General features: G+C 58.2%; 17 protein-coding genes. 10 read left to right on the top strand and 7 right to left on the bottom strand.

Annotated elements, in window-relative coordinates; translation table 11 throughout:
• Nucleotides 1–138 precede the first annotated feature (138 nt).
• Genes K6R05_RS11265 through K6R05_RS11250 form a run of 4 tightly spaced genes read left to right on the top strand, consistent with a single transcriptional unit; the run spans nt 139 to nt 4,835 of the window.
• A complete protein-coding gene (locus K6R05_RS11265) occupies nt 139–969 on the top strand; it encodes a transketolase (protein ID WP_033732315.1) in 831 nt (276 codons plus the stop codon).
• Nucleotides 962–1,906: a transketolase family protein gene (locus K6R05_RS11260; protein WP_161736072.1), complete on the top strand. Its 945-nt coding sequence runs from the start codon at nt 962–964 to the stop codon at nt 1,904–1,906. The genes K6R05_RS11265 and K6R05_RS11260 overlap by 8 nt, the downstream gene beginning before the upstream one ends.
• 2 nt (nt 1,907–1,908) lie before the next feature.
• The gene (locus K6R05_RS11255; protein ID WP_222924167.1) at nt 1,909–3,396 is read left to right on the top strand and encodes an FGGY family carbohydrate kinase; all 1,488 of its coding nucleotides are present in this window, start codon (nt 1,909–1,911) and stop codon (nt 3,394–3,396) included.
• A 20-nt stretch (nt 3,397–3,416) separates the two neighbouring features.
• A complete protein-coding gene (locus tag K6R05_RS11250) occupies nt 3,417–4,835 on the top strand; it encodes an L-fucose/L-arabinose isomerase family protein (protein ID WP_161736070.1) in 1,419 nt (472 codons plus the stop codon).
• A 111-nt stretch (nt 4,836–4,946) separates the two neighbouring features.
• Here K6R05_RS11250 and K6R05_RS11245 read toward each other — a convergent pair whose 3' ends face one another.
• Nucleotides 4,947–6,077 carry a mechanosensitive ion channel family protein gene (locus tag K6R05_RS11245; RefSeq protein ID WP_222924166.1) on the bottom strand — a complete coding sequence of 377 codons (1,131 nt, stop codon included), beginning with the start codon at nt 6,075–6,077 and terminating at the stop codon, nt 4,947–4,949.
• A 96-nt stretch (nt 6,078–6,173) separates the two neighbouring features.
• Nucleotides 6,174–6,908, bottom strand: a complete 735-nt coding sequence (locus K6R05_RS11240; protein ID WP_161736068.1) for a flagellar brake protein — start codon at nt 6,906–6,908, stop codon at nt 6,174–6,176.
• Nucleotides 6,909–7,117: 209 nt separating this feature from the next.
• On the opposite strand from K6R05_RS11240, the gene K6R05_RS11235 reads away from it, so the two are divergent.
• The gene (locus tag K6R05_RS11235; protein WP_031375306.1) at nt 7,118–7,366 is read left to right on the top strand and encodes a GlsB/YeaQ/YmgE family stress response membrane protein; all 249 of its coding nucleotides are present in this window, start codon (nt 7,118–7,120) and stop codon (nt 7,364–7,366) included.
• A 66-nt stretch (nt 7,367–7,432) separates the two neighbouring features.
• On the opposite strand, the gene K6R05_RS11230 is transcribed toward K6R05_RS11235, so the two are convergent.
• Nucleotides 7,433–9,532, bottom strand: a complete 2,100-nt coding sequence (locus K6R05_RS11230) for a TonB-dependent siderophore receptor (RefSeq protein WP_222924165.1) — start codon at nt 9,530–9,532, stop codon at nt 7,433–7,435.
• Between the two features lie 191 nt (nt 9,533–9,723).
• The gene (gene treA, locus K6R05_RS11225; protein WP_161736066.1) at nt 9,724–11,409 is read right to left on the bottom strand and encodes an alpha,alpha-trehalase TreA; all 1,686 of its coding nucleotides are present in this window, start codon (nt 11,407–11,409) and stop codon (nt 9,724–9,726) included.
• A gap of 209 nt (nt 11,410–11,618) precedes the next feature.
• On the opposite strand from treA, the gene ghrA reads away from it, so the two are divergent.
• The 3 genes from ghrA to K6R05_RS11210 are packed head-to-tail and all read left to right on the top strand — an operon-like array spanning nt 11,619 to nt 13,932.
• Nucleotides 11,619–12,560, top strand: a complete 942-nt coding sequence (gene ghrA / locus K6R05_RS11220) for a glyoxylate/hydroxypyruvate reductase GhrA (RefSeq protein WP_161736065.1) — start codon at nt 11,619–11,621, stop codon at nt 12,558–12,560.
• 39 nt (nt 12,561–12,599) lie between these two features.
• Nucleotides 12,600–13,337 carry a phosphatase gene (locus K6R05_RS11215; RefSeq protein ID WP_222924164.1) on the top strand — a complete coding sequence of 246 codons (738 nt, stop codon included), beginning with the start codon at nt 12,600–12,602 and terminating at the stop codon, nt 13,335–13,337.
• A 28-nt stretch (nt 13,338–13,365) separates the two neighbouring features.
• Entirely contained in the window at nt 13,366–13,932 is a 567-nt protein-coding gene (locus K6R05_RS11210) for a TorD/DmsD family molecular chaperone (protein WP_161736063.1), read from the top strand.
• Between the two features lies 1 nt (nt 13,933).
• On the opposite strand, the gene K6R05_RS11205 is transcribed toward K6R05_RS11210, so the two are convergent.
• Both K6R05_RS11205 and K6R05_RS11200 read right to left on the bottom strand, forming a co-directional pair.
• Nucleotides 13,934–15,313, bottom strand: a complete 1,380-nt coding sequence (locus tag K6R05_RS11205) for a CoA transferase (protein WP_161736062.1) — start codon at nt 15,311–15,313, stop codon at nt 13,934–13,936.
• A gap of 46 nt (nt 15,314–15,359) precedes the next feature.
• Nucleotides 15,360–16,244, bottom strand: coding sequence for a DMT family transporter (locus K6R05_RS11200; RefSeq protein ID WP_222924163.1), 885 nt, complete (start codon nt 16,242–16,244; stop codon nt 15,360–15,362).
• Between the two features lie 172 nt (nt 16,245–16,416).
• On the opposite strand from K6R05_RS11200, the gene K6R05_RS11195 reads away from it, so the two are divergent.
• Complete coding sequence (locus K6R05_RS11195; protein ID WP_161736060.1) at nt 16,417–17,142, top strand: glutamine amidotransferase; 726 nt, start codon at nt 16,417–16,419, stop codon at nt 17,140–17,142.
• Here the strand turns inward: K6R05_RS11195 and K6R05_RS11190 are convergent.
• On the bottom strand, nt 17,130–17,693 hold the full coding sequence (locus tag K6R05_RS11190) for a class I SAM-dependent methyltransferase (protein WP_161736059.1): 564 nt from the start codon (nt 17,691–17,693) through the stop codon (nt 17,130–17,132). The genes K6R05_RS11195 and K6R05_RS11190 overlap by 13 nt on opposite strands.
• Nucleotides 17,694–17,926: 233 nt before the next feature.
• Between K6R05_RS11190 and exaC the strand changes: the two genes are divergently transcribed.
• Nucleotides 17,927–19,447 (top strand): acetaldehyde dehydrogenase ExaC, encoded by a 1,521-nt coding sequence (exaC, locus tag K6R05_RS11185; RefSeq protein WP_222924162.1) that lies wholly within the window; start codon nt 17,927–17,929, stop codon nt 19,445–19,447.
• The last annotated feature ends 87 nt before the right edge of the window (nt 19,448–19,534 follow it).

Genomic DNA, 19,534 nt, shown 5'->3' with positions numbered 1-19,534 from the left:
CGGGGATGGCCTGCCCGGTCAGACGCGCAGAGTGGCAAACAGAAGGGCGTGCCAGTGTAAGGCACGTATTTTTGGCAGAAATTTTTTTAACCGACGTGAATATATATTCATAAACGATTTAAAATTCAGAGGTAGTGTATGAATCCTTTCAATCTTCCGGTCGAAGACCTTGAGCGTCGGGCGCGTGCTATCCGTCGTCGCATCATCCAGCTAAATGCGGGTAGCCCGGCAGGCGGTCATACCGGTGCCGATCTGTCACAGGTGGAGATCCTCACCGCGCTCTACTTCCGCATCCTGAACTGCGCCCCGGATCGCACGGACGACGATCAGCGTGACATCTACATCCAGTCTAAAGGACACGCGGTGGGCGGCTATTACTGCGTGCTGGCGGAGGCGGGCTACTTTCCTACCGACTGGCTGGCAACCTATCAGCATGCCGACTCACATCTGCCCGGCCATCCGGTGCGGCAGAAAACGCCTGGCGTTGAGCTAAACACCGGCGCGCTGGGTCACGGCCTGCCGGTGGCGGTGGGCATCGCTATCGCAGCGAAAAAAGATAACAGCTCGCGCCGCATCTTTGTGGTGACCGGCGACGGGGAACTGGCCGAAGGCAGCAACTGGGAGGCGGCACTGGTCGCGGCACATTACGGCCTCGACAACCTGATCATCATTAATGACAAGAACAAGCTGCAACTGGCGGGCGCGACCCGCGACATCATGAACACCGATCCGCTGCCGGAAAAATGGCGTGCCTTCGGGCTGGAGGTTACCGAATGCAACGGCAATGAGATGGCGGCGGTCGTCGACACCATCGAAAACCTGCCGAAGAACGGCAAGCCGCAGGTCATTGTCGCGCATACCGAAAAGGGCTTTGGTATCTCCTTTATTCAGAGCAAAGCCGAATGGCATCACCGGGTGCCGAAAGGCGAAGAGATCGCACTGGCACTGGAGGAACTGAAAGATGAGTAATGCACAACATTTAGCAAGCGTCATGGTGACGGCTTTCATCGACGCGGTGAATCGCGGCGTGGATCTGGTGCCGGTGGTGGCTGACTCCACCTCAACCGCCAAAATCTCCCCCTTTATTAAGGCGTTTCCCGACAGGCTGATCAACGTCGGCATCGCCGAGCAGACGCTGGTGGGCACAGCGGCCGGGCTGGCGCTGGGTGGCAAAGTTGCGGTGACCTGTAACGCCGCGCCGTTTCTGGTATCACGCGCCAATGAGCAGGTGAAAGTTGACGTCTGTTACAACAACACCAACGTCAAACTGTTCGGGCTGAATGCCGGGGCTAGCTATGGCCCGTTAGCCAGCACCCACCACAGCATTGATGATATCGCGGTGATGCGCGGTTTCGGCAACATCGAGATCTATGCACCTTCCTGCCCGCTGGAGTGCCGCCAGATCATCGACTACGCCCTTGAGCATGTCGGCCCGGTTTATATCCGTCTGGATGGCAAAGATCTGCCGCAGCTGCATGACGAAAACTACCGGTTCAGGCCGGGCGCGATCGACCTGTTACGGGAAGGCAGCGACATCGCGCTGGTGGCAATGGGCTCAACGGTTCACGAGGTGGTTCACGCCGCTGAGCAACTGGCTGAACAGGGCATTTCAGCCGGTGTGATCGCGGTTCCATCGATTCGTCCCTGTGATACCCAACAGCTGCGCAACCTGTTAAATCACTACCCAGCGGTGATTACCGTAGAAGAGCACAACGTCAATGGTGGTGTCGGCAGCCTGGTGGCCGAGGTGCTGGCGGAGGGCGGCTGCGGCATCCCGCTGTTACGGCTCGGCATTCCGGATGGCGAATATGCGATTGCCGGCGATCGCGCCTCGACCCGCGCCCGTCATGGCATTGATGCCAGCAGCATAGTTAACAGTGCAGCACGCATCTGCGCAGGAGCATAAAAATGGTGGGACCCCTGATTCTGGCGATTGACGAAGGCACCACCAACGCCAAGGCGATTACGGTTGATCGCAGTGGCCGCGTAGTGGCGCGCGGCAGCCAGAGTTTAACCCTGCAACATCCGCAGCCCGGACTGGCGGAGCAGGACCCTATGGCAATCTGGCAGGCGGTAAAGCAGGCAATCATCCAGTGTCTGTCAGCCTGTGATGGCGCGCCTGTTGCGGCCGTGGCGATCAGCAATCAGCGCGAGTCGGTGCTGATCTGGCAGCGGTGTGATGGTCAGCCCCTGACGCCACTGGTGAGCTGGCAGGATCGCCGCTCTGAATCATTCTGTCGCGATCTGCATCAGGCGGGCAAAGCGCCACGTATCACCGGCTTAACCGGGCTCGCCGTTGATCCGATGTTTCCTGCCGCCAAGCTGACCGGGATGCTGGCCGCCATTCCCGATGGCGCAGCGCGGGCCGCAGCCGGTGAGCTTTGCATCGGCACTGTCGACAGCTGGCTCAGCTGGCAGCTCAGCGCAGGCGAGATATTCGTTACCGATCACGCCAACGCAGCCCGCACTCAACTTTATAGCCTGCATCTCAATGACTGGGACGACGAGCTGCTGACGCTGTTTCAGCTACCGCGCGCCGCACTGCCACGTATTACCTCCTCCGCCAGCGAACAGGGCGTTGTCGCGGTGCGTAACATTCCCGGCTTAGCGCCCGGCACGCCAATTCTGGCGCGCATCGGTGACTCCCATGCTGCACTGCAGGCGCAGCGGCGCGGCGAGTCAGAAGTGGTGAAAGCCACCTACGGCACCGGCTCTTCACTGATGATGTCGATGGCGACGCCGCTGCTGACGGAAAATGGCCTCAGCACCACCGTGGCCTGGCACGACGGCACGCTGCGTTATGCCTTTGAAGGCAATATCACCCATACCGGTTCCGGTGCCGCCTGGCTGGGCAAACTGCTCGGCGTGCAGGATCCGCGTGCGCTGACCGCCATGGCGCAGCGCTGCGACGACAATCAGAGCATCTATTTTGTCCCGGCGCTCTCCGGTCTGGGCGCGCCCTGGTGGGATCTGCAGGCGCGCGGCATGGTATGTGGACTGACGGACGCCGCCACGCCCGATGTACTGGCACGGGTCGCGCTGGAGTCAATCGTCTGGCAAATCGCCGACGTCTTTTTTGCGATGGAGCAGGCCAGCGGCCAGCAGCTCCCGGCTCTCTGTGTGGATGGCAGCGCCACCGAAAACAGCTGGCTGATGCAGTTACAGGCGGATGTGTTACAGCGGCCGCTGCAGCGTGTGCCGACCGCCGAGGTTTCCGCGCTGGGCGCGGCGCTGCTGGCGGGCAAAGTACTGGGATGGTGGCAGCAGGGCAGTGATATGCAGGCACTGCAGGGTGGCAGTGTCATCATGCCGCGTGAAGAGCTCGCGCAGCGTATGCAGGAAAACTATAAAGGCTGGATCGACGCCGTTGCACGCTGTCGTTATCAGCCACATTAATCCTTAACCGGAGCAGAGACATGTCAACACTTCCTCAGCAGTTAACCTTCGGCGTCATTATTGGCAACCGGGGATTTTTTCCCAGCTATCTGGTGGGCGAGGCGCGCCAGCAGGCGGTTGCGCTGTTTGAAAAGATGAACATTAATACGGTGATGCTGGATGAAACCCAGACCAATCTGGGCGGCGTCGAGACGCGGCAGGAGGCCAAAACCTGCGCTGCGCTGTTTCGCCAGCATCGCGAAGCGATTCACGGCATTGTGGTGCTGCTGCCTAACTTTGGTGACGAAAAGGCCATTGCCGAAGCGCTGCGTCTGGCCGGGCTGAATGTGCCAGTGCTGGTGCAGGCAGAAGAGGACAACCTGGATAAAATGGGGCTGGCGACCCGACGTGACAGCTTCTGCGGTAAAATCTCGCTCTGCAACAACCTGCGGCAGTACGGCATCCCGTTTACCCTGACCCGTCAGCATGTCTGCGCCCTGAGCGGCGAAGTTTTTCAGCAGGATTTACAGCGTTTCAGCCAGCTCTGTCGGGTGGTGAATGCGATGCGGCGGGTTCGTGTCGGCGCGATTGGTGCGCGGCCCGCCGGATTCAACACCGTGCGCTACAGCGAAAAGCTGCTGGAGAAGATGGGCATCGCGGTAGAAACCCTGGATCTATCAGAAATTTTTACCCGCACTAACCGGCTGCGTGATGACGATATCCGCGTGGCAGAGAAGCGCGAAATCCTGGAAGCCAACGCCGATGCGCGCGGGATTCCGGGTGACAAACTGGTGACCATGGCCAAACTGTTTGTGGTGATCAGCGAGTGGATCAGCGACAACGATATCGATACGACTGCCATTCAGTGCTGGACGTCGCTGCAGGAAAACCTGGGCATCAACGTCTGCTCAATTATGAGCGTGATGTCGGGTCAACTGATGCCCAGCGCCTGTGAAGTGGACGTGATGGGTGCGCTGTCGATGTATGCGCTCGCCAGTTGTTCGTTGAGTCCTGCTTCACTGGCGGACTGGAACAACAACTTTGGCGACGAGCGGGACAAGTGTGTGCTGTTTCATTGCGGGAATTTTGCCAGCGCCAGCCTGGAGTCACCGACCATGGGCACGGCGGATATTATTGGCACCACCGTGGGCAAAGAGAACACCTGCGGCGCGGTGCATGGCCGGATGAAGCAGGGCGATCTCACCTATTTTCGCCTCTCGACCGATGACTTCAGCGGCGAAATCAAAGCCTATGTGGGTGAAGGAATATCTGTCACCGATCCGCTGGACACGGTCGGCTGTCGCGCGGTCATTCAGGTGCCGCAGCTGGAGACGCTGCTGGCGTGGATCTGCCGCAATGGCTTTGAGCATCACGTGGCGATGAACCACTCGGCCACGGCTGGCGTGCTGCAGGAAGCGTTCAGTGAGTATCTCGGCGTGAGCTGCTACCGGCATCAGTAAGCGGTAAGGCGGAACGGCTGAATGCAAGGGGTGAAGCAGCCGATGCGGTCACGATTCCGCCCGCACCGGCTTGTATGCGCGCCACGCCTGAAAAGAAAGGCGGGCACTGATTTAGCGCACCATTCTGCGCACCTCGTCATCGTCATTCTGTATCGCAACCAGATCCACCGGCGGCAGATTACCCCCGCTGAACTCAACCTGACGAATCGGGAAGGCGAAACGGATGTTACGCTCTTCCAGTGCCGCCATCAGCTGCAGGTTAATCTCCTGCTGAATATCCATGTACTTATTGTAATCCGCATCCAGCACAAAATAGACCACTTCAAAGGTCAGTTTTGAATCTTCAAAGGCCAGGAAGTGGGCGCGGTCAAAACGGGTGGTCTCAACGCCCTGGATAATCTCTTTCACCAGCGGGCTGATCTCCCGGACCTGCTCTGACGGCGTGGCGTAGCTGATACCAAACTTAAACACGATGCGGCGCTGCTGCATACGCTTATAGTTGTGGATCGTCTGCTGCAACAGAATGGTATTTGAGCAGACGATCTGCTCACCACTCAGGCTGCGCAGCCGGGTCGTTTTCAGGCCAATGTGCTCAATGGAACCGGCAATATCACCAAAGACAATAAAATCGCCGTGCTCGAACGGCTTATCGAAGCCAATCGCCAGCGACGCAAACACATCGCTCAGTACCGTCTGAATCGCCAGCGCAATCGCGATACCACCCACTCCAAGGCTGGCGACCAGTGCGGTAATATTGATGCCCATGTTCGACAGAATGGCCAGGAACATCATGATCCAGACCACCACCCGCAGCAAAATCCCGAGGATCACCGTAGTGACCGGGTTGCGTACGTGCAGCGGGTCACGCAGCAGGCTTTTCAGCCAGAGCCGGATGCCGCAGTCGATCCACAGCGCGAGCTGAACGATCAGCGCCAGGAACCAGCCGTGTGCGATGGTGACGCTCCAGGACGCGGGCAGATCCACAAACTTCAGGGCAATCAGCAGTGAAAAGATCAGCAGCAGGGTCTGGCTGGTGCTGCGCAGTATCTCCACCAGAATCGCGGTCGCGCGGACATGACGATGTTCGCTGTAAAGTGCAATCCGGTTGGAGATAAAGCGAATCAGGGTACGTAATACCCAGTAAATCACCAGCGTGGAAACTACTACGATGGCGCTGTTGAGCCAGAGTTCCTGATTAAAAAAGAGGGATTGAAAACGACGTGAAGCGAGCCAGTTTTCCATTGGGGAGGGTCTCCTTGCTGGGTTCCGGTTTAAAAGAAAACAAGCAAGAAGCATAGCCTGGATGCGGCCCACCTGCGTGGCGCATCCATAAAGCGGTTACTGGAAGCGGTTTGATTTATCGCGAGCCAGGCGCTCAAGGGCAAAAATAATCTGCTGAAGCTGCCGCTCCTGCGTCGGGTTCAGCGTGGCAAAACGAAAGCTCAGTCGCGGTGTGATGCGGGTTTCGTTCTTGCGGGTCACCACGCTGCGCTCGCCAATGCTCAGCAGCTTTACCGGCACGTCAAAATGACCATACTCCCCCAGCTCGACCCGGAACGGATTGAAGCTGTCACCGTTCTGCAACCCCTCCGGCAGCGGTTCATCCACCAGCACGCCGATTCCGCCCAGTGACAGATCCTGTAACCGCAGGCGTGTTTTACTGCCATCCGGCCACACGGTATGACACCAGAACTGCGGTTCCAGCGGGGCGCAGACGCGGAAAAACTCACGACGCTGAATCTGCCACAGCAGCTCCGGTAACGGTGCGCTGAAGGCAGGCAATCCTTCAAACTCCACCCTCTCCAGTGAGGCGAGGCTGAACTCTACCTTCGCGCCATAGGTTTCAGCAGTAATGCTGAGATCGTCGCTGGTCAGGGCGTACTCGTTATCCAGATTATTACTGCCCAGGTCAAACAGCAGGCGATCTTCATCGGCAGCCAGCATCCGGCTGATAAACTGCCCGCGCGCGAAGCGCACCAGTAGTGGCGTCTGCAGGCGCAGCAGATCTTTCATTACGCCCAGAACCGCCAGCGTGCCACGTTTTAAATATTGTTCCTGGTCGGCTTCTTTCACGTCCTGCTCCGCAAGGGGTTACTGTATTTATGCTGTTTTTTTGCCTCATCCCGGTTATCGGCGCGGCAAAAAAAAGCTTTAGTCGCTGAATTCTTAAAAAATAGTGTGACCCGTGAGGCGTTTTTCAAAAAGCTGGCTATACTTATCGCGGTAAACCGCTTGATAAATCAGGCGTTCACGCTTTAATCATAAAAAGGAAGGAGCAACAGATGGGTATTATTTCCTGGATCGTCTTTGGCTTAATCGCGGGTATTCTGGCTAAGTGGATTATGCCGGGTAAAGACGGTGGCGGTTTCATTCTGACTATTGTTCTGGGTATTATCGGTGCTGTAGTGGGTGGCTGGATCAGTACGCTGTTTGGCTTCGGCCGCGTCGATGGGTTTAACTTCGGAAGCTTTGTGGTCGCTGTTATCGGTGCCATCGTGGTGCTGTTTATCTACCGCAAAGTACGCAGTTGACCGTAACGGTTTAAACGAAAAAGGGGACGAAGCGATTCGTCCCCTTTTTTTATCTCTTACTTTTAATCAGAAGTCGTAACCGACTGTCGCCATCACGCTGCGTTCCGCGCCCCAGTAGCAGAAGCCCGTACCGTAACAGCCTGCCACATAGGTGCGGTCGGTCAGATTATTGGCGTTTACCTGCACCCAGGCACCTTTCAGGCTGCTGTTCCAGACGCCGAGATCGGCCCGCACTGACGCATCAAACAGCGTCACCGACGGCACGCGCGTGGTGTTTTCATTGTCTGCCCACTGTTTGCCGATGTAACGCACACCTGCACCCGCACTCAGACCGTAATCAAACTGATAGTGACCCCAGAGCGCCGCCATGCTGTTGGGGGTGACATACGGCGTATGTCCGTCGTTGCCATCCACCGACTCTTTAAAGCGCAGACGATTCAGCGTATAGCTCGCCACGGTGCTCAGACGCGGGGTTAACTGATTACGCGCTTCCAGCTCGATACCTTGTGAATGAACTTTGCCCGATGGCGTAAAGAACGGCGTCGGTGCTTCCCGGTTCGCCACATCTTTCTGCGTCAGGTCATAGACCGCCACGCTATAGAGATCGCGGGTGCCGACCGGCTGATATTTCACCCCGGCTTCATACTGCTCCGCGGTGGTGGGCTTCAGCAGGTTATTGTTGGAATCGGTGAGCGCGGTCGGGGTAATCGCCTGGCTCCAGCTGACGTAAGGCGAGATGCCGTTGTCGAAGGCATAGAGCAGCGCAGCGCGTCCGCTGATGTGATCATCCTGACGACGCTCATTGCCGCTGTTATTGGCGACGATGCGGTCATAACGACCGGAGAGATCCAGATGCCAGCGATCCAGCTTCATCTCATCCTGCAGATAGAGGCCGGTCTGATAGTAGCGACGGGTTTTATCGGCCCAGGTGTAATCCGGCATGTCGCCTACCTGCTCGCCGGTCAGGGCATTGAGCTGACTGGCTGAACCGCCCGCCGCGCTGATCTCATTTTTGTAACGATGATACTCGGCACCCAGGGTGACGCGGTGCTCCAGTTCAGCGGTGTCGAACTCCGCCTGTAAGCGGTTATCGGTGGACCAGGCGGAGAGCGACGAGCGCTCACCGGAGTAAGAACGGTTCAGCAGGTCGGGATTATTTTCATCCCAGCCAACCTGATAGACCTGATCGAGATCGACATTCGAGTGGCTGTAGCTGCCAGTTGAGGAGAATGACCAGACGTCGTTGAAGCGATGGGCGAAATCGAAGCTGTAGATCTGCTCGCGACGCTTGAACTGATCGAGATCGCTGTTGCCCTCATAAAAGCCGTTGCTCAGCTTGTAGCCGTTATGTTCGGTGAGGCTGCCGTCACCCGGTACCGAACCGTGATAACCGCCCGACGGATCCTTCTGCAGATAGGCTTTCAGGATCAGATGGGTATCTTCGTCCGGCTGCCACATCAGCTGCGGCATCAGTGCATATTTCTCTTCGCGGGTGTGATCGTACTGGGTATCGCTGTTGCGGGTCACGCCGGTCAGGCGAAACGCCCACTGATCGTTGATGGCATTGGTGTAGTCAAACATCGTACCGGTGGTGGCATTACTGCCCGCCTGCAGCTGGATATGCCCCTCTTCGCTGAACTGCGGACGTTTGGTGACCATGTTCACCAGTCCGCCCGGCACCGTCTGACCATAAAGGGCAGAAGAGGGGCCTTTGATCACGTCGATGCGCTCAAGGAAGGCGTTATCCACCTGCAATACGTTGAAACTGCCGCCGTCGCTCATCAGCCGCATGCCGTCGAGGAAGGTGTTATCGACATCGCCGCCGTGGAAGCCGCGCAGCGCAATGGTGTCGTAACGGGTCGCGGCACCGCCAAAGTTGGTGAAGACGCCGGAGCTATAGCCCAGTGCCTGGTTCAGGGTCAGCGCGCCCTGATCCTGCATCTGCTGGCGGGTGACCACGGATATCGACTGCGGCGTGGTGATCAGCGGACGGTCGCTTTTGGTTGCGCCCTGGCTGGTGGTGGCCAGATAGCCCTGGGTCGGCGAGGTCGAATCTTCTTGCGGTTGTGCAGTCACCACCATATCGGCAGCGAAACTCAGAGCAGGCGCGGTCAGCGCCAGGGTGCAGAGGCGAATATACCCTCTCAGCGACAGTGACAGTTTCATCGGAGTTCCTTTCATAGCAAAGATTAAGGCAGGTGAGTAAAGTTGTTAATAGGCAATCTCATTATCATAATGAGAATTATTACCTTTTGTAAATTGGCTGCAATTTTGCCTGTTGATGTAAGAAGGTCAAGTAAAATTCGCTGAAAAGGCGTGCGGATACCTCCGGCGAGGCCAGAGGTATCCAGAGTGGATCAGTTTTGCGAGGCAGACGCCTGAGGAATATCGTGGGCGCTGTTACAGGTTTTATCTTTCGGGCAGTACTTATCGAGCAGTTTCAGCGTGACGCCGTTGGTCCAGCCGAAGCCGTCCTGCAGCGGATACTCACCGCCACCGCCACCGCCGAGATTTTTGCCATCAACGACATATTTCTCCACCAGCTTATGCTCACGGTCATAGGTCATCTGGACGTTTTGCAGGAAGCGTAAGCCTACCTCTTTCGCCAGTTTTGGCTGGTTGTAATGCTCCAGGCCTTCCACGGCAACCCACTGCAGCGGGGCCCAGCCATTCGGGGCATCCCACTGCTGGCCGTTGTTCACGGTGGTAGTCACCAGACCGCCGGGCTTCAGCAGCTGCTTTTCAACCGCGCTGGCAGTGCTTTCAGCCTGCTTATCGCTGGCGACCTGCAGATAGAGCGGGAACAGCGCGGCAGCCGTCAGCTGCGGATGAACCTGCTTTTTCTGCCAGTCATAGTCGGCATACCAGTTCTGTTTGCTGTCCCACAGATAGCGGTTGATCGCTGCCTGGCGCTTCTCTGCGCGATCGGCGTACTGCTTCGCCAGATCGCTCTGCTTGTTCATCTGATAGCCTTTCGACAGGGTCTGCTCCAGATGGAACAGCAGGCTGTTGAGGTCAACCGGAGCCAGTTGCGTGGTACGGATTGTCGACAAGTTATGCGCATCGGTAAACCAGCGCGAACTGAAATCCCAGCCCGACGCCGCACCGGAACGCAGCTCACGGTAGAGTTCGGCTTTATTCCTCTGCGGCGCTTTCTGCGCGGTGGCAATGTCATCCATCCAGGATTCGGTGCGTGGCACGTCGCGCGCATCCCAGTAGCGGTTGAGCAGGCTGCCGTCCGACAGCTTAATCACCCGCTTGCTGGCTGCACCCGCCGCGACGTTATCGCTGTCTGCCATCCAGTAGTCGTACTCTTTCTGCAGCTGTGGCAGATAACGGGTATAGGCTTTGCCGTTATCGTGCGTCGCCAGCAGATCGACCATCAGGCTGAAGAACGGTGGCTGTGAACGGCTCAGGTAGTAGCTGCGGTTGCCGTTGGGGATGTGGCCATAACGGTCGAGGAGTGAGGCGAAGTTATCCGTCATATCCTGCACTTTATCCCAGTGTCCGCTCTCGGCCAGCCCCAGCATGGTGAAGTAACTGTCCCAGTAATAGACTTCGCGGAAACGCCCGCCTGGCACCACATAGGGCTTAGGCAGCGGCAGCAGCGAGTCATACTGACCAGCGCTGCTGGTGGTGCGGGTCAACACTGGCCACAGGCCATCAATGTGCTCACGCAGATTTTGGCCGGCGGGCGGCACATATTTGTCGCCCGCAGCGGGCAGCGTAAAGTTAGCGTCAACAAAACGTTTGAGATCGAAATTGCGCTGTTTCTTCTGCATCTGCCAGTCGGCAAGAATCGACGCGGGATCAAATTTCGGCACCGCATCGGCAAAGGTCTTCTGATCGGGGTAGAACTTCGCCTGCTGCACGGCATTAAACAGCGGCCCTAAACGCACGTCCGGCGGCTGCGGCTGATTATTCAGCATGCGGCTGTTGTCGTCGGCATGGGCGGTGAAAGCAGGTACGCTCAGCAGCAACGTGAGCAGAAAAGGCGCATAACGCTGACGCCGTGAGTCGGCGTTTACCTCAATTTTTGTCATCGGTTTTTCTCCTTGTCCGAAATGCGGCCGCGCGTAACGCATTGACCACAGGACCAACTTTAGACCTTATCTGCCCACTTCACCCTGAAGCGAGCCGGAAATGTGAAGCCACGGGAATTATTTTTATGGGAAAAACCGCTTTTTCACGCGGGTTTTTTCTTGCTCTCACCTCGCTTTTCCCTGACGCTGAAAGAAAAAAGGAGAGCAGGATGGAGATCATCTGGTATCACCCGTCGCAGTCTGCAGCGGCCTGGATTAACGGTTTACAACAGCGTCTGCCCCAGGCGCGGGTGCGTGCCTGGCAGCCGGGCGACGACGGCCCGGCTGATTATGCGCTGGTCCGCTCACCGCCCGCAGCGATGCTGCAGGGACGCGCCACACTGCGCGGCGTCTTTGCGCTGGGTGCAGGCGTTGATGAGATTCTGAAACAGCTGCAGCAGCACCCTGAGATGCTGCCCGACAGCGTGCCGCTCTACCGGCTGGAAGATACCGGGATGGCGCGCCAGATGCAGGAATATGCCGTCCATAGCGTACTGAACTGGTTCCGTCGTTTTGACGACTACCGTCTTCAGCAGCAGCAACAGTGCTGGCAGCCGCTGCCTGCTTACCCGCGTGAAAGTTTCACCGTCGGGATTCTGGGGGCGGGCGTGCTGGGGCAGCGCGTGGCGGAGAGCCTGAAACCCTGGGGATTCCCGCTGCGCGTCTGGAGCCGCTCACCGAAAACCATCGACGGCGTGACCAGCTTTGCCGGACGCGATGCCTTGTCAGCCTTTCTGCAGGAGACGCGGGTGGTGATCAACCTGCTGCCGAGCACGCACGAGACCATTAATCTTATTGACCACGCCTTTTTACAGCAGCTACCGCACGGCGCGTTCTTCCTCAACATCGCACGTGGCGCGCAGGTGGTGGAAGACGATCTGCTGGCCGCGCTCAATAGCGGGCAGCTGAAAGCGGCGGCGCTGGATGTGTTTCAGGTTGAACCGCTGCCCGAAGCGCATCCGTTATGGTCACATCCGCGTGTGACGATTACGCCCCATAATGCGGCGGTAACCTTGATCGACGAAGCTATCGACTACATCGCCCGCGCCATTACCCAGGATCAGGCAGGCGAGCCGCCGCAGGGCAGGGTTGATCGTCAGCGCGGCTATTAATGAACCGGCCCCGTCAGGGGCACTCAGCAGGAGAAGAGGATGTATCCGGTAGATCTGCATATGCACACCATCGCCAGCACGCATGCTTACAGCACGCTGCACGACTACGTGACCCAGGCGAAGCAAACTGGCCTGAAACTGTTTGCCATTACCGATCACGGCCCCGATATGGCCGACGCACCGCACTACTGGCACTTTATTAATATGCGCGTCTGGCCGCGCGTGATCGATGGCGTAGGGATTCTGCGCGGTATCGAAGCCAATATTAAAAATCAGCAGGGCGAAATCGACTGTTCCGGCCCGATGCTCGATGCGCTGGATTTAATCGTCGCCGGTTTTCACGAGCCGGTTTATGCGCCGCGCGACCGGAAACATCACACAGACGCGATGATCGCCGCGATGGCGGGCGGACTGGTCCATATTATCAGCCATCCGGGCAACCCGAAATTCCCGGTCGATATTCCGGCGATTGCCGAGGCCGCAGCGCACTACGACGTGGCGCTGGAGCTGAACAACTCCTCCTTTACCCATTCGCGTCCGGGCAGCGAACCTAACTGCCGCGCTATCGCCGCCGCCGTGCGCGATGCCGGTGGACGCCTGGCATTCGGCTCCGATTCCCACACCGCGTTTACGCTCGGCCATTTCGATCACTGCCTGCGGATTGCCCGCGAAGTGGATTTTCCTGAGGATCGGGTGTTAAATGTCACGCCGCGTCGCCTGCTCGACTTTCTGGAAATGCGTAGCGGCAAACATATTGCTGAACTGGCTGACTTTTAATTTATTTTGCCTCAAGGAAATCTGACTCATGAATGAGTTTTCCATTCTGTGCCGCGTGATCGGCTCACTGTTTAATCGTCAGCCGCAGGACCCGCTGCTGGTGCCGCTGTTTACACTGCTGCGTGAAGGCAAACTGCAGTCGCAGTGGCCGCTGGAGCAGGATGAGCTACTGACCCGTCTGCAACAGAACAGCGATCCGCAGGCGCTGGCCGCCGATTACAACGCGCTGTTTGTGGGCAGCGACTGTAATGTGCCGCCTTACGCCTCACAGTGGCCGGAAGGCAAAACGGAACCGGAAGTACGTGCGTTCTTAACCTCACGCGGCATGCCGCTGAGCGATGCGCCTGCTGACCATTTTGGCGTGCTGCTGCTGGCCGCGTCCTGGCTGGAAGATCAGTCAGCGGAAGATGAGAGCGCAGCGCAGCTGGCGCTGTTTGAAGAGTACCTGCTGCCGTGGTGCGGTGCGTTTCTGGGCAAAGTGGAAGCACACGCGACTACCGCGTTTTATCGCACCCTCGCGATGCTGAGCCGTGAGGCGATTCAGGCGATGTACAACGAACTGCTTGAGAGCAGTGAAGAGACGCCCGACGCCTGATTCACCACGTCGCCGGGTGCGTGCCCGGCGTACAACCCGGTGTTGCGCAGAGCTCTGGAGTACCGGGCAGCCAGGCGGCTGCCCTGAGCCTTACCCCAAACCCCCACTGCGTTAACTCGTAACAGGGCAGGTTATCCTTAACCTGCGGCACAATGCCGGAACCCGCGTGCTCACCGGTGGGATGCTGCTGCAACAGCCACGCGGTGCGTGCCAGCGACAGCCGCACCTGGCTGCCCTCTCCTTGCGTCACGCGTCGCCGTAATCCTTCCAGCACGGCGGCTGCCAGCAGATAACCGGTGGCATGATCCAGGGCCTGCACCGGCAGCGGAACCGGTTTGTCGCTCTGCTGCCACTGCATGCCCCGTTCAGCAATGCCGCATCCCATCTGCACCAGACTGTCAAAACCCCGGCGGTTGCGCCACGGACCCTGCCAGCCCCATGCATTCAGACCGGCATCAACCAGACCGGGCGAGAGTGACTGAAGCGTCTGGGCATCAAATCCAAGGCGTTCCAGCGCATCCGCCCGGTAGCCATGCACCAGCACGTCCGCTTCACGCAGCAGGCGGATAAACCGATCGCGATCGGCGGGCTGCGTCAGGTCGAGCACCGCGCGACGCTTGCCGCAGCTTATCTCCTCATCCAGCGTCGGCTCCTGCCAGCCGGGCGGATCGATGCGCAGCACGCTGGCGCCCAGACTGGCCAGAAAACGGGTGGCGACCGGCCCGGCGATAATCCGCGTCAGATCCAGAACTTTAATACCCAGCAACGGACGCGCTTCGGCCAGCGGCCAGTCCGGCGCAGGAGCAGGCTGTGTGGTCTGCCAGCTAAACAGCGATTCATGCTGTACGGCCTGGCCCTGCGGATGCCGTTGCCAGGCGGCAGCGCTGCGCATTTCTGCGGCACAGCCACCGGCATCAATAATCGCCTGCTCCAGTTCGCTGGCCTGCCACTGTTGCACCTGCTGCGCCAGCGCCACGCGATCGGCGTGCGTACCCAGCACCTTTTCCATCGCCAGCCGGTGATGTGTGGCGTTGGTATGCAGGCGGATCCAGCCATCGCGGCTGCGATAGTCACCGGCAAACGCGTCCCACATCGCAGGTGCCGCACGGTTAAGCGGGATAAAACTCTGCTGGAACCAGCGTGACGCCAGGCGCACATTGACGGCGACAGGCGGAGAGCGATATTCAGGGCAGGAGGCGGCGATCAGTGCGGCGGTGGCCTGCGTTGCCAGACCGATGCTGGTGGCCGCCAGTTCACTGACGGCAAAAGCAGAAGCGAAGGTGGCGCGATCAATGAAGGCAGGAAGAGGCAAGGCGTCGTCGCGACCCCGCAATCCCTGCTGCATCTGCTGCCAGAGAGAGGCGGCAAGCTGTGAGTCCATGTTGTGCTTCCTGAAAGGGGTGATTTCTCAAGCATAGCACGCAGGATCAACGTCGCCGCAGGCGCGGGAAGCGGGCATGCATCCGCAGGTTTCGCAGGTTGAGCACCGCGATAGCCGTGCCGAGGATCACCAGTGAGGCCCCGATAATCTTGAAGCTGTTGAGGCTGTCACCCAGCACGACAATCCCCATCACCACCGATAAAACCGGCGTCAGCAGCGAATAGGGCATGATCAGATTGACGTTATATTTCTTCAGCAGCATATACCACAGCGTATAGGCCACAATCGACGAGGCGATGGCGCTGTAAAGAATGGCGAACCAGCCGCGCCAGCCCGCATGCTGCAGTGCATAAAGCTGATGGGATTCCATCACCAGACTGGAGCCGCCGACGATGGGAATCGCCAGAAACGCAATCCAGCCGGTCATGGTCAGCGGTTTAATCGGCGGTGACTTTTTCACTATCAGGTTACTGACGGCCCAGCCGGTGGCGCTGCACAACAGCAGACAGAGCACCCACCACGAGGGAATCGTCGGACTGCCTGATAGCACCACCACGCCGCTCAGCGAAATCATAATGCCCAGCAGCTGCACCAGCTTCAGCTTCTCTTTCAGTACCACCATTGCCAGCAACATTGCAATCGGTGTGCCCAGCTGCACTACAATCGCGCCCGTGCCGGCATCGGTGTAGCGCAGGCCGACAAATAGCAGCGAGAAGTGCATAAAACCGAAGGTGAAAGCCAGCAGCAAAAGCCAGGGCAACTGCTGACGGTTAATGCGGCAGAACGGTACCAGCACGATGGCGACGACTACAAAGCGCATAAAGGTCAGAAACAGCGGCGGCAGTTCCAGCAGCCCCCATTTCACCGCCACGTTGTTGAAGGCCCAGATAGAAACCACCATCAGAATCAGAAAAAAATGCCGCACAGCCACGATAATATCCTTTTGATGATTTTTGCTTAGCCCGCTAATGATGGCACGAACTGCGGTACTCCAGCCAATCGCAGTGAGAAATTTTCTGCGATGGCGGTGCAGCCCGATGAGACTTTCGGATGCGATGCTGGCAGACTGATTCGAAATGACTTCTTAAAGGAACCGATTCGGTATGACCTATTCGTCCGCCTTACCCCTTGCGTTAATTCAGCTTGAAGTCCCACCCGCAAACGTCGTTTCAGAGATTGGTGAACAGCCGCGCTGGTTTATTGATGCACTGAATCTCCAACCCGATGAGTACCTGATTGTGCGGCCTCATCTGGGCGAAGCGTTACCCGATTTTGACACGATTTCCGGCGCAATCCTCAGCGGTTCCTGGGCAATGGTCACCGATCACGCCGACTGGAGTGAACGCAGCGCCGCCTGGATCAGAGCGGCGATTGATCATGGTCTGCCGCTGCTCGGTGTGTGCTACGGCCATCAGCTGATGGCGTATGCGCTGGGCGGTGAAGTGGCAGACAATCCCAACGGCTGGGAGCGCGGTCTGTTACCCATTCGCTGCTCAGATCAGACACAGCGCGATCCGCTGCTGCAGACGCTACCCGCCGACTTCAGCGTCTGGCTGTCGCATCGTCAGTCGGTCGTCAGCGCGCCGTCCGGGGCGCAGGTACTGGCCGCTTCTGCGCGCGATGGCTGTCAGATTGTGCGTTATTCACCGCAGGCGCTCTCGGTACAGTTTCATCCCGAATTTTCACGGCACATCATGAGTGTCTGTACGCCGCCGGGCTGCACAGAGGATGGGGCCAACGAGATTGAAGGGAAAGACTGGGCGCGTGAGTTGCTGGTGACCTTCTGGCAACAGACGCGCCCGGCAGTAGGGCGTGCTCAGGGCGCGTAGTGACGCGTGCAGCGGTAAACCCAGGCGGGTGGTACATTTTTCAGCACCCGCTGGCGCTCCCAGGTGAAGTACCGCGACAGGTCAGGCTGGGTCAGCGAGGTGTACTGAAACTGTATAAAAACGCCGTCCGGGCCGAGGGCGTTATAGACCGCCCGCAGAATGGCTTCACGCAGTTCGGGCGGTAAGGATAACAACGGCAGGCCGGAGAAGATCACGTCATAGTTGCCGTTCAGATACTCCGCAGAACAGGTGCGCACGGTCATGCGCGGATCCTCCAGCGCGGTTAGCTTGCCTGCCAGCGAAGTGCTGATTTCAAAGGCATCCAGGGTGGCGTCGGGCGCCATCTGTGCCAGTATCTGCCGGGTCAGTACGCCATCGCCCGCACCAAGTTCCGCGATGCGCGACGCTTCAGGCCATTTCACCGATGTAATCATCGTCCGGCACAACGCCTCTGACGAGGGGGTAATGCTGCCCATCTTGCGCGGATTGCGGATAAACTGATGCACGAAATTGGCTTTAGCGCGCATCTGGGTAAAAGCTGAAGCCAGCATGCTTATCTCCAGAATGAATTCATCCTCAGGTTGACCCCCTTTGTGCCGCACAAGTTTCTCTCTGACTACGTTTTCGGGAAAAAGTCGGAATTTTCTCTAAGCGCAGCGTAAACGCCTATTCCTTCGGGGCGGTCACAGTTTCCGGTTAACAGACCTGACAGGCTCACAATGATCCTTCATGTTAATAATAAGTTTAATCATTGTTACGTCAGTCACCTGTCAGGAGAATGATCATGCGTTACGCTGCCCCCGGAGAACAAGGTTCTCTGATTACGCTACAGAAGAATTATGGCAACTTCATTAATGGTGAATTCGTCGCGCCAGTGAAGGGTAACTACTTTACTAATACCTCGCCGGTAAACGGCTCTGCGGCCGGTGAGTTCCCGCGCTCAGATGCTACTGATGTGGATAACGCGGTGGCCGCTGCTGCTGCTGCTGCGGACGCCTGGGGCAAGACCTCGCCACAACAACGCTCACTGCTGCTACTGAAAATTGCCGATCGGCTGGAACAGCATCTGGAGACCATGGCGGTCTATGAAACCTGGGATAACGGTAAACCGGTGCGCGAAACGCTGGCGGCCGATATGCCGCTGGCGGTCGACCACTTTCGCTACTTTGCCGGTTGTGTCCGAGCGCAGGAGGGCAGCGCGGCAGAGATTGATGAGTTCACCGCCGCCTACCATTTCCATGAGCCGCTGGGCGTGGTGGCGCAGATTATCCCCTGGAACTTCCCGCTGTTGATGGCAGCCTGGAAACTGGCTCCGGCGCTGGGAGCAGGGAACTGCGTGGTGCTTAAACCGGCTGAACAGACGCCGCTGTCGATCACCATCTTTGTCGATCTGATTAAAGATCTGCTGCCGCCGGGTGTGCTGAACGTGGTGCACGGCTTTGGTAAAGAGGCGGGGGAAGCGCTGGCGTCCCATCCCGGTATCGCCAAGGTCGCCTTTACCGGCTCCACCGCTACTGGCGGGCATATTCTGGAGCTGGCAGCCAAAAGCCTGATCCCCTCGACGGTCGAGCTGGGCGGCAAGTCACCGAACATCTTCTTTGAAGACATCATGCAGGCGGAGGAGAGCTTTATTGAGAAAGCGGCCGAAGGCGTGGTACTGGGCTTCCTGAATCAGGGTGAAGTCTGCACCTGCCCATCGCGTGCGCTGGTGCAGGAGTCGATCTACGAGCCGTTTATGGCAGCCGTAATGAAGCGGGTAAAAACCATCAAACGCGGCGACCCGCTGGACACCGAGACCATGGTAGGCGCGCAGGCGTCGCAGCAACAGTTCGATAAAATTCTCTCTTATCTCGAAGTGGCGCGGCAGGAGGGGGCCGAAGTGCTGGTGGGCGGCGGCGTAGAGAAGCTGGATGACTCACTCAACAGCGGCTACTACATCCAGCCAACCCTGCTGAAAGGCAACAACAGCATGCGGGTTTTCCAGGAGGAGATCTTTGGCCCGGTGATCGGCATCACCACCTTTAAAGATGAAGCGGAAGCGATCAGTATCGCCAACGACTCGATTTATGGCCTGGGTGCCGGCGTCTGGACCCGTGATATCAACCGTGCCTATCGGGTGGGCAGGGCGATCAAAGCGGGGCGCGTCTGGACGAACTGTTATCACCTCTATCCGGCGCACGCTGCCTTTGGCGGCTACAAGAAGTCGGGCATTGGCCGTGAAACCCACAAAATGATGCTCGATCACTATCAGCAGACGAAAAACCTGCTGGTCAGCTACAGTATCGAACCGCTGGGCTTCTTCTGATAGCCTTAATCGTGCCGGAGTAATGCGGCACGCTCTCTCGCTAAACCACGCTACGGCGTGGTTTTTTTATGCTCTGTCGGGGCTGTG

Source organism: Pantoea alfalfae (assembly GCF_019880205.1).
Classification (GTDB): Bacteria; Pseudomonadota; Gammaproteobacteria; order Enterobacterales; family Enterobacteriaceae; genus Pantoea; species Pantoea alfalfae.
Note: the sequence above shows the minus strand (reverse complement) of the source record. Positions and strands in the feature narration are given on the sequence as shown.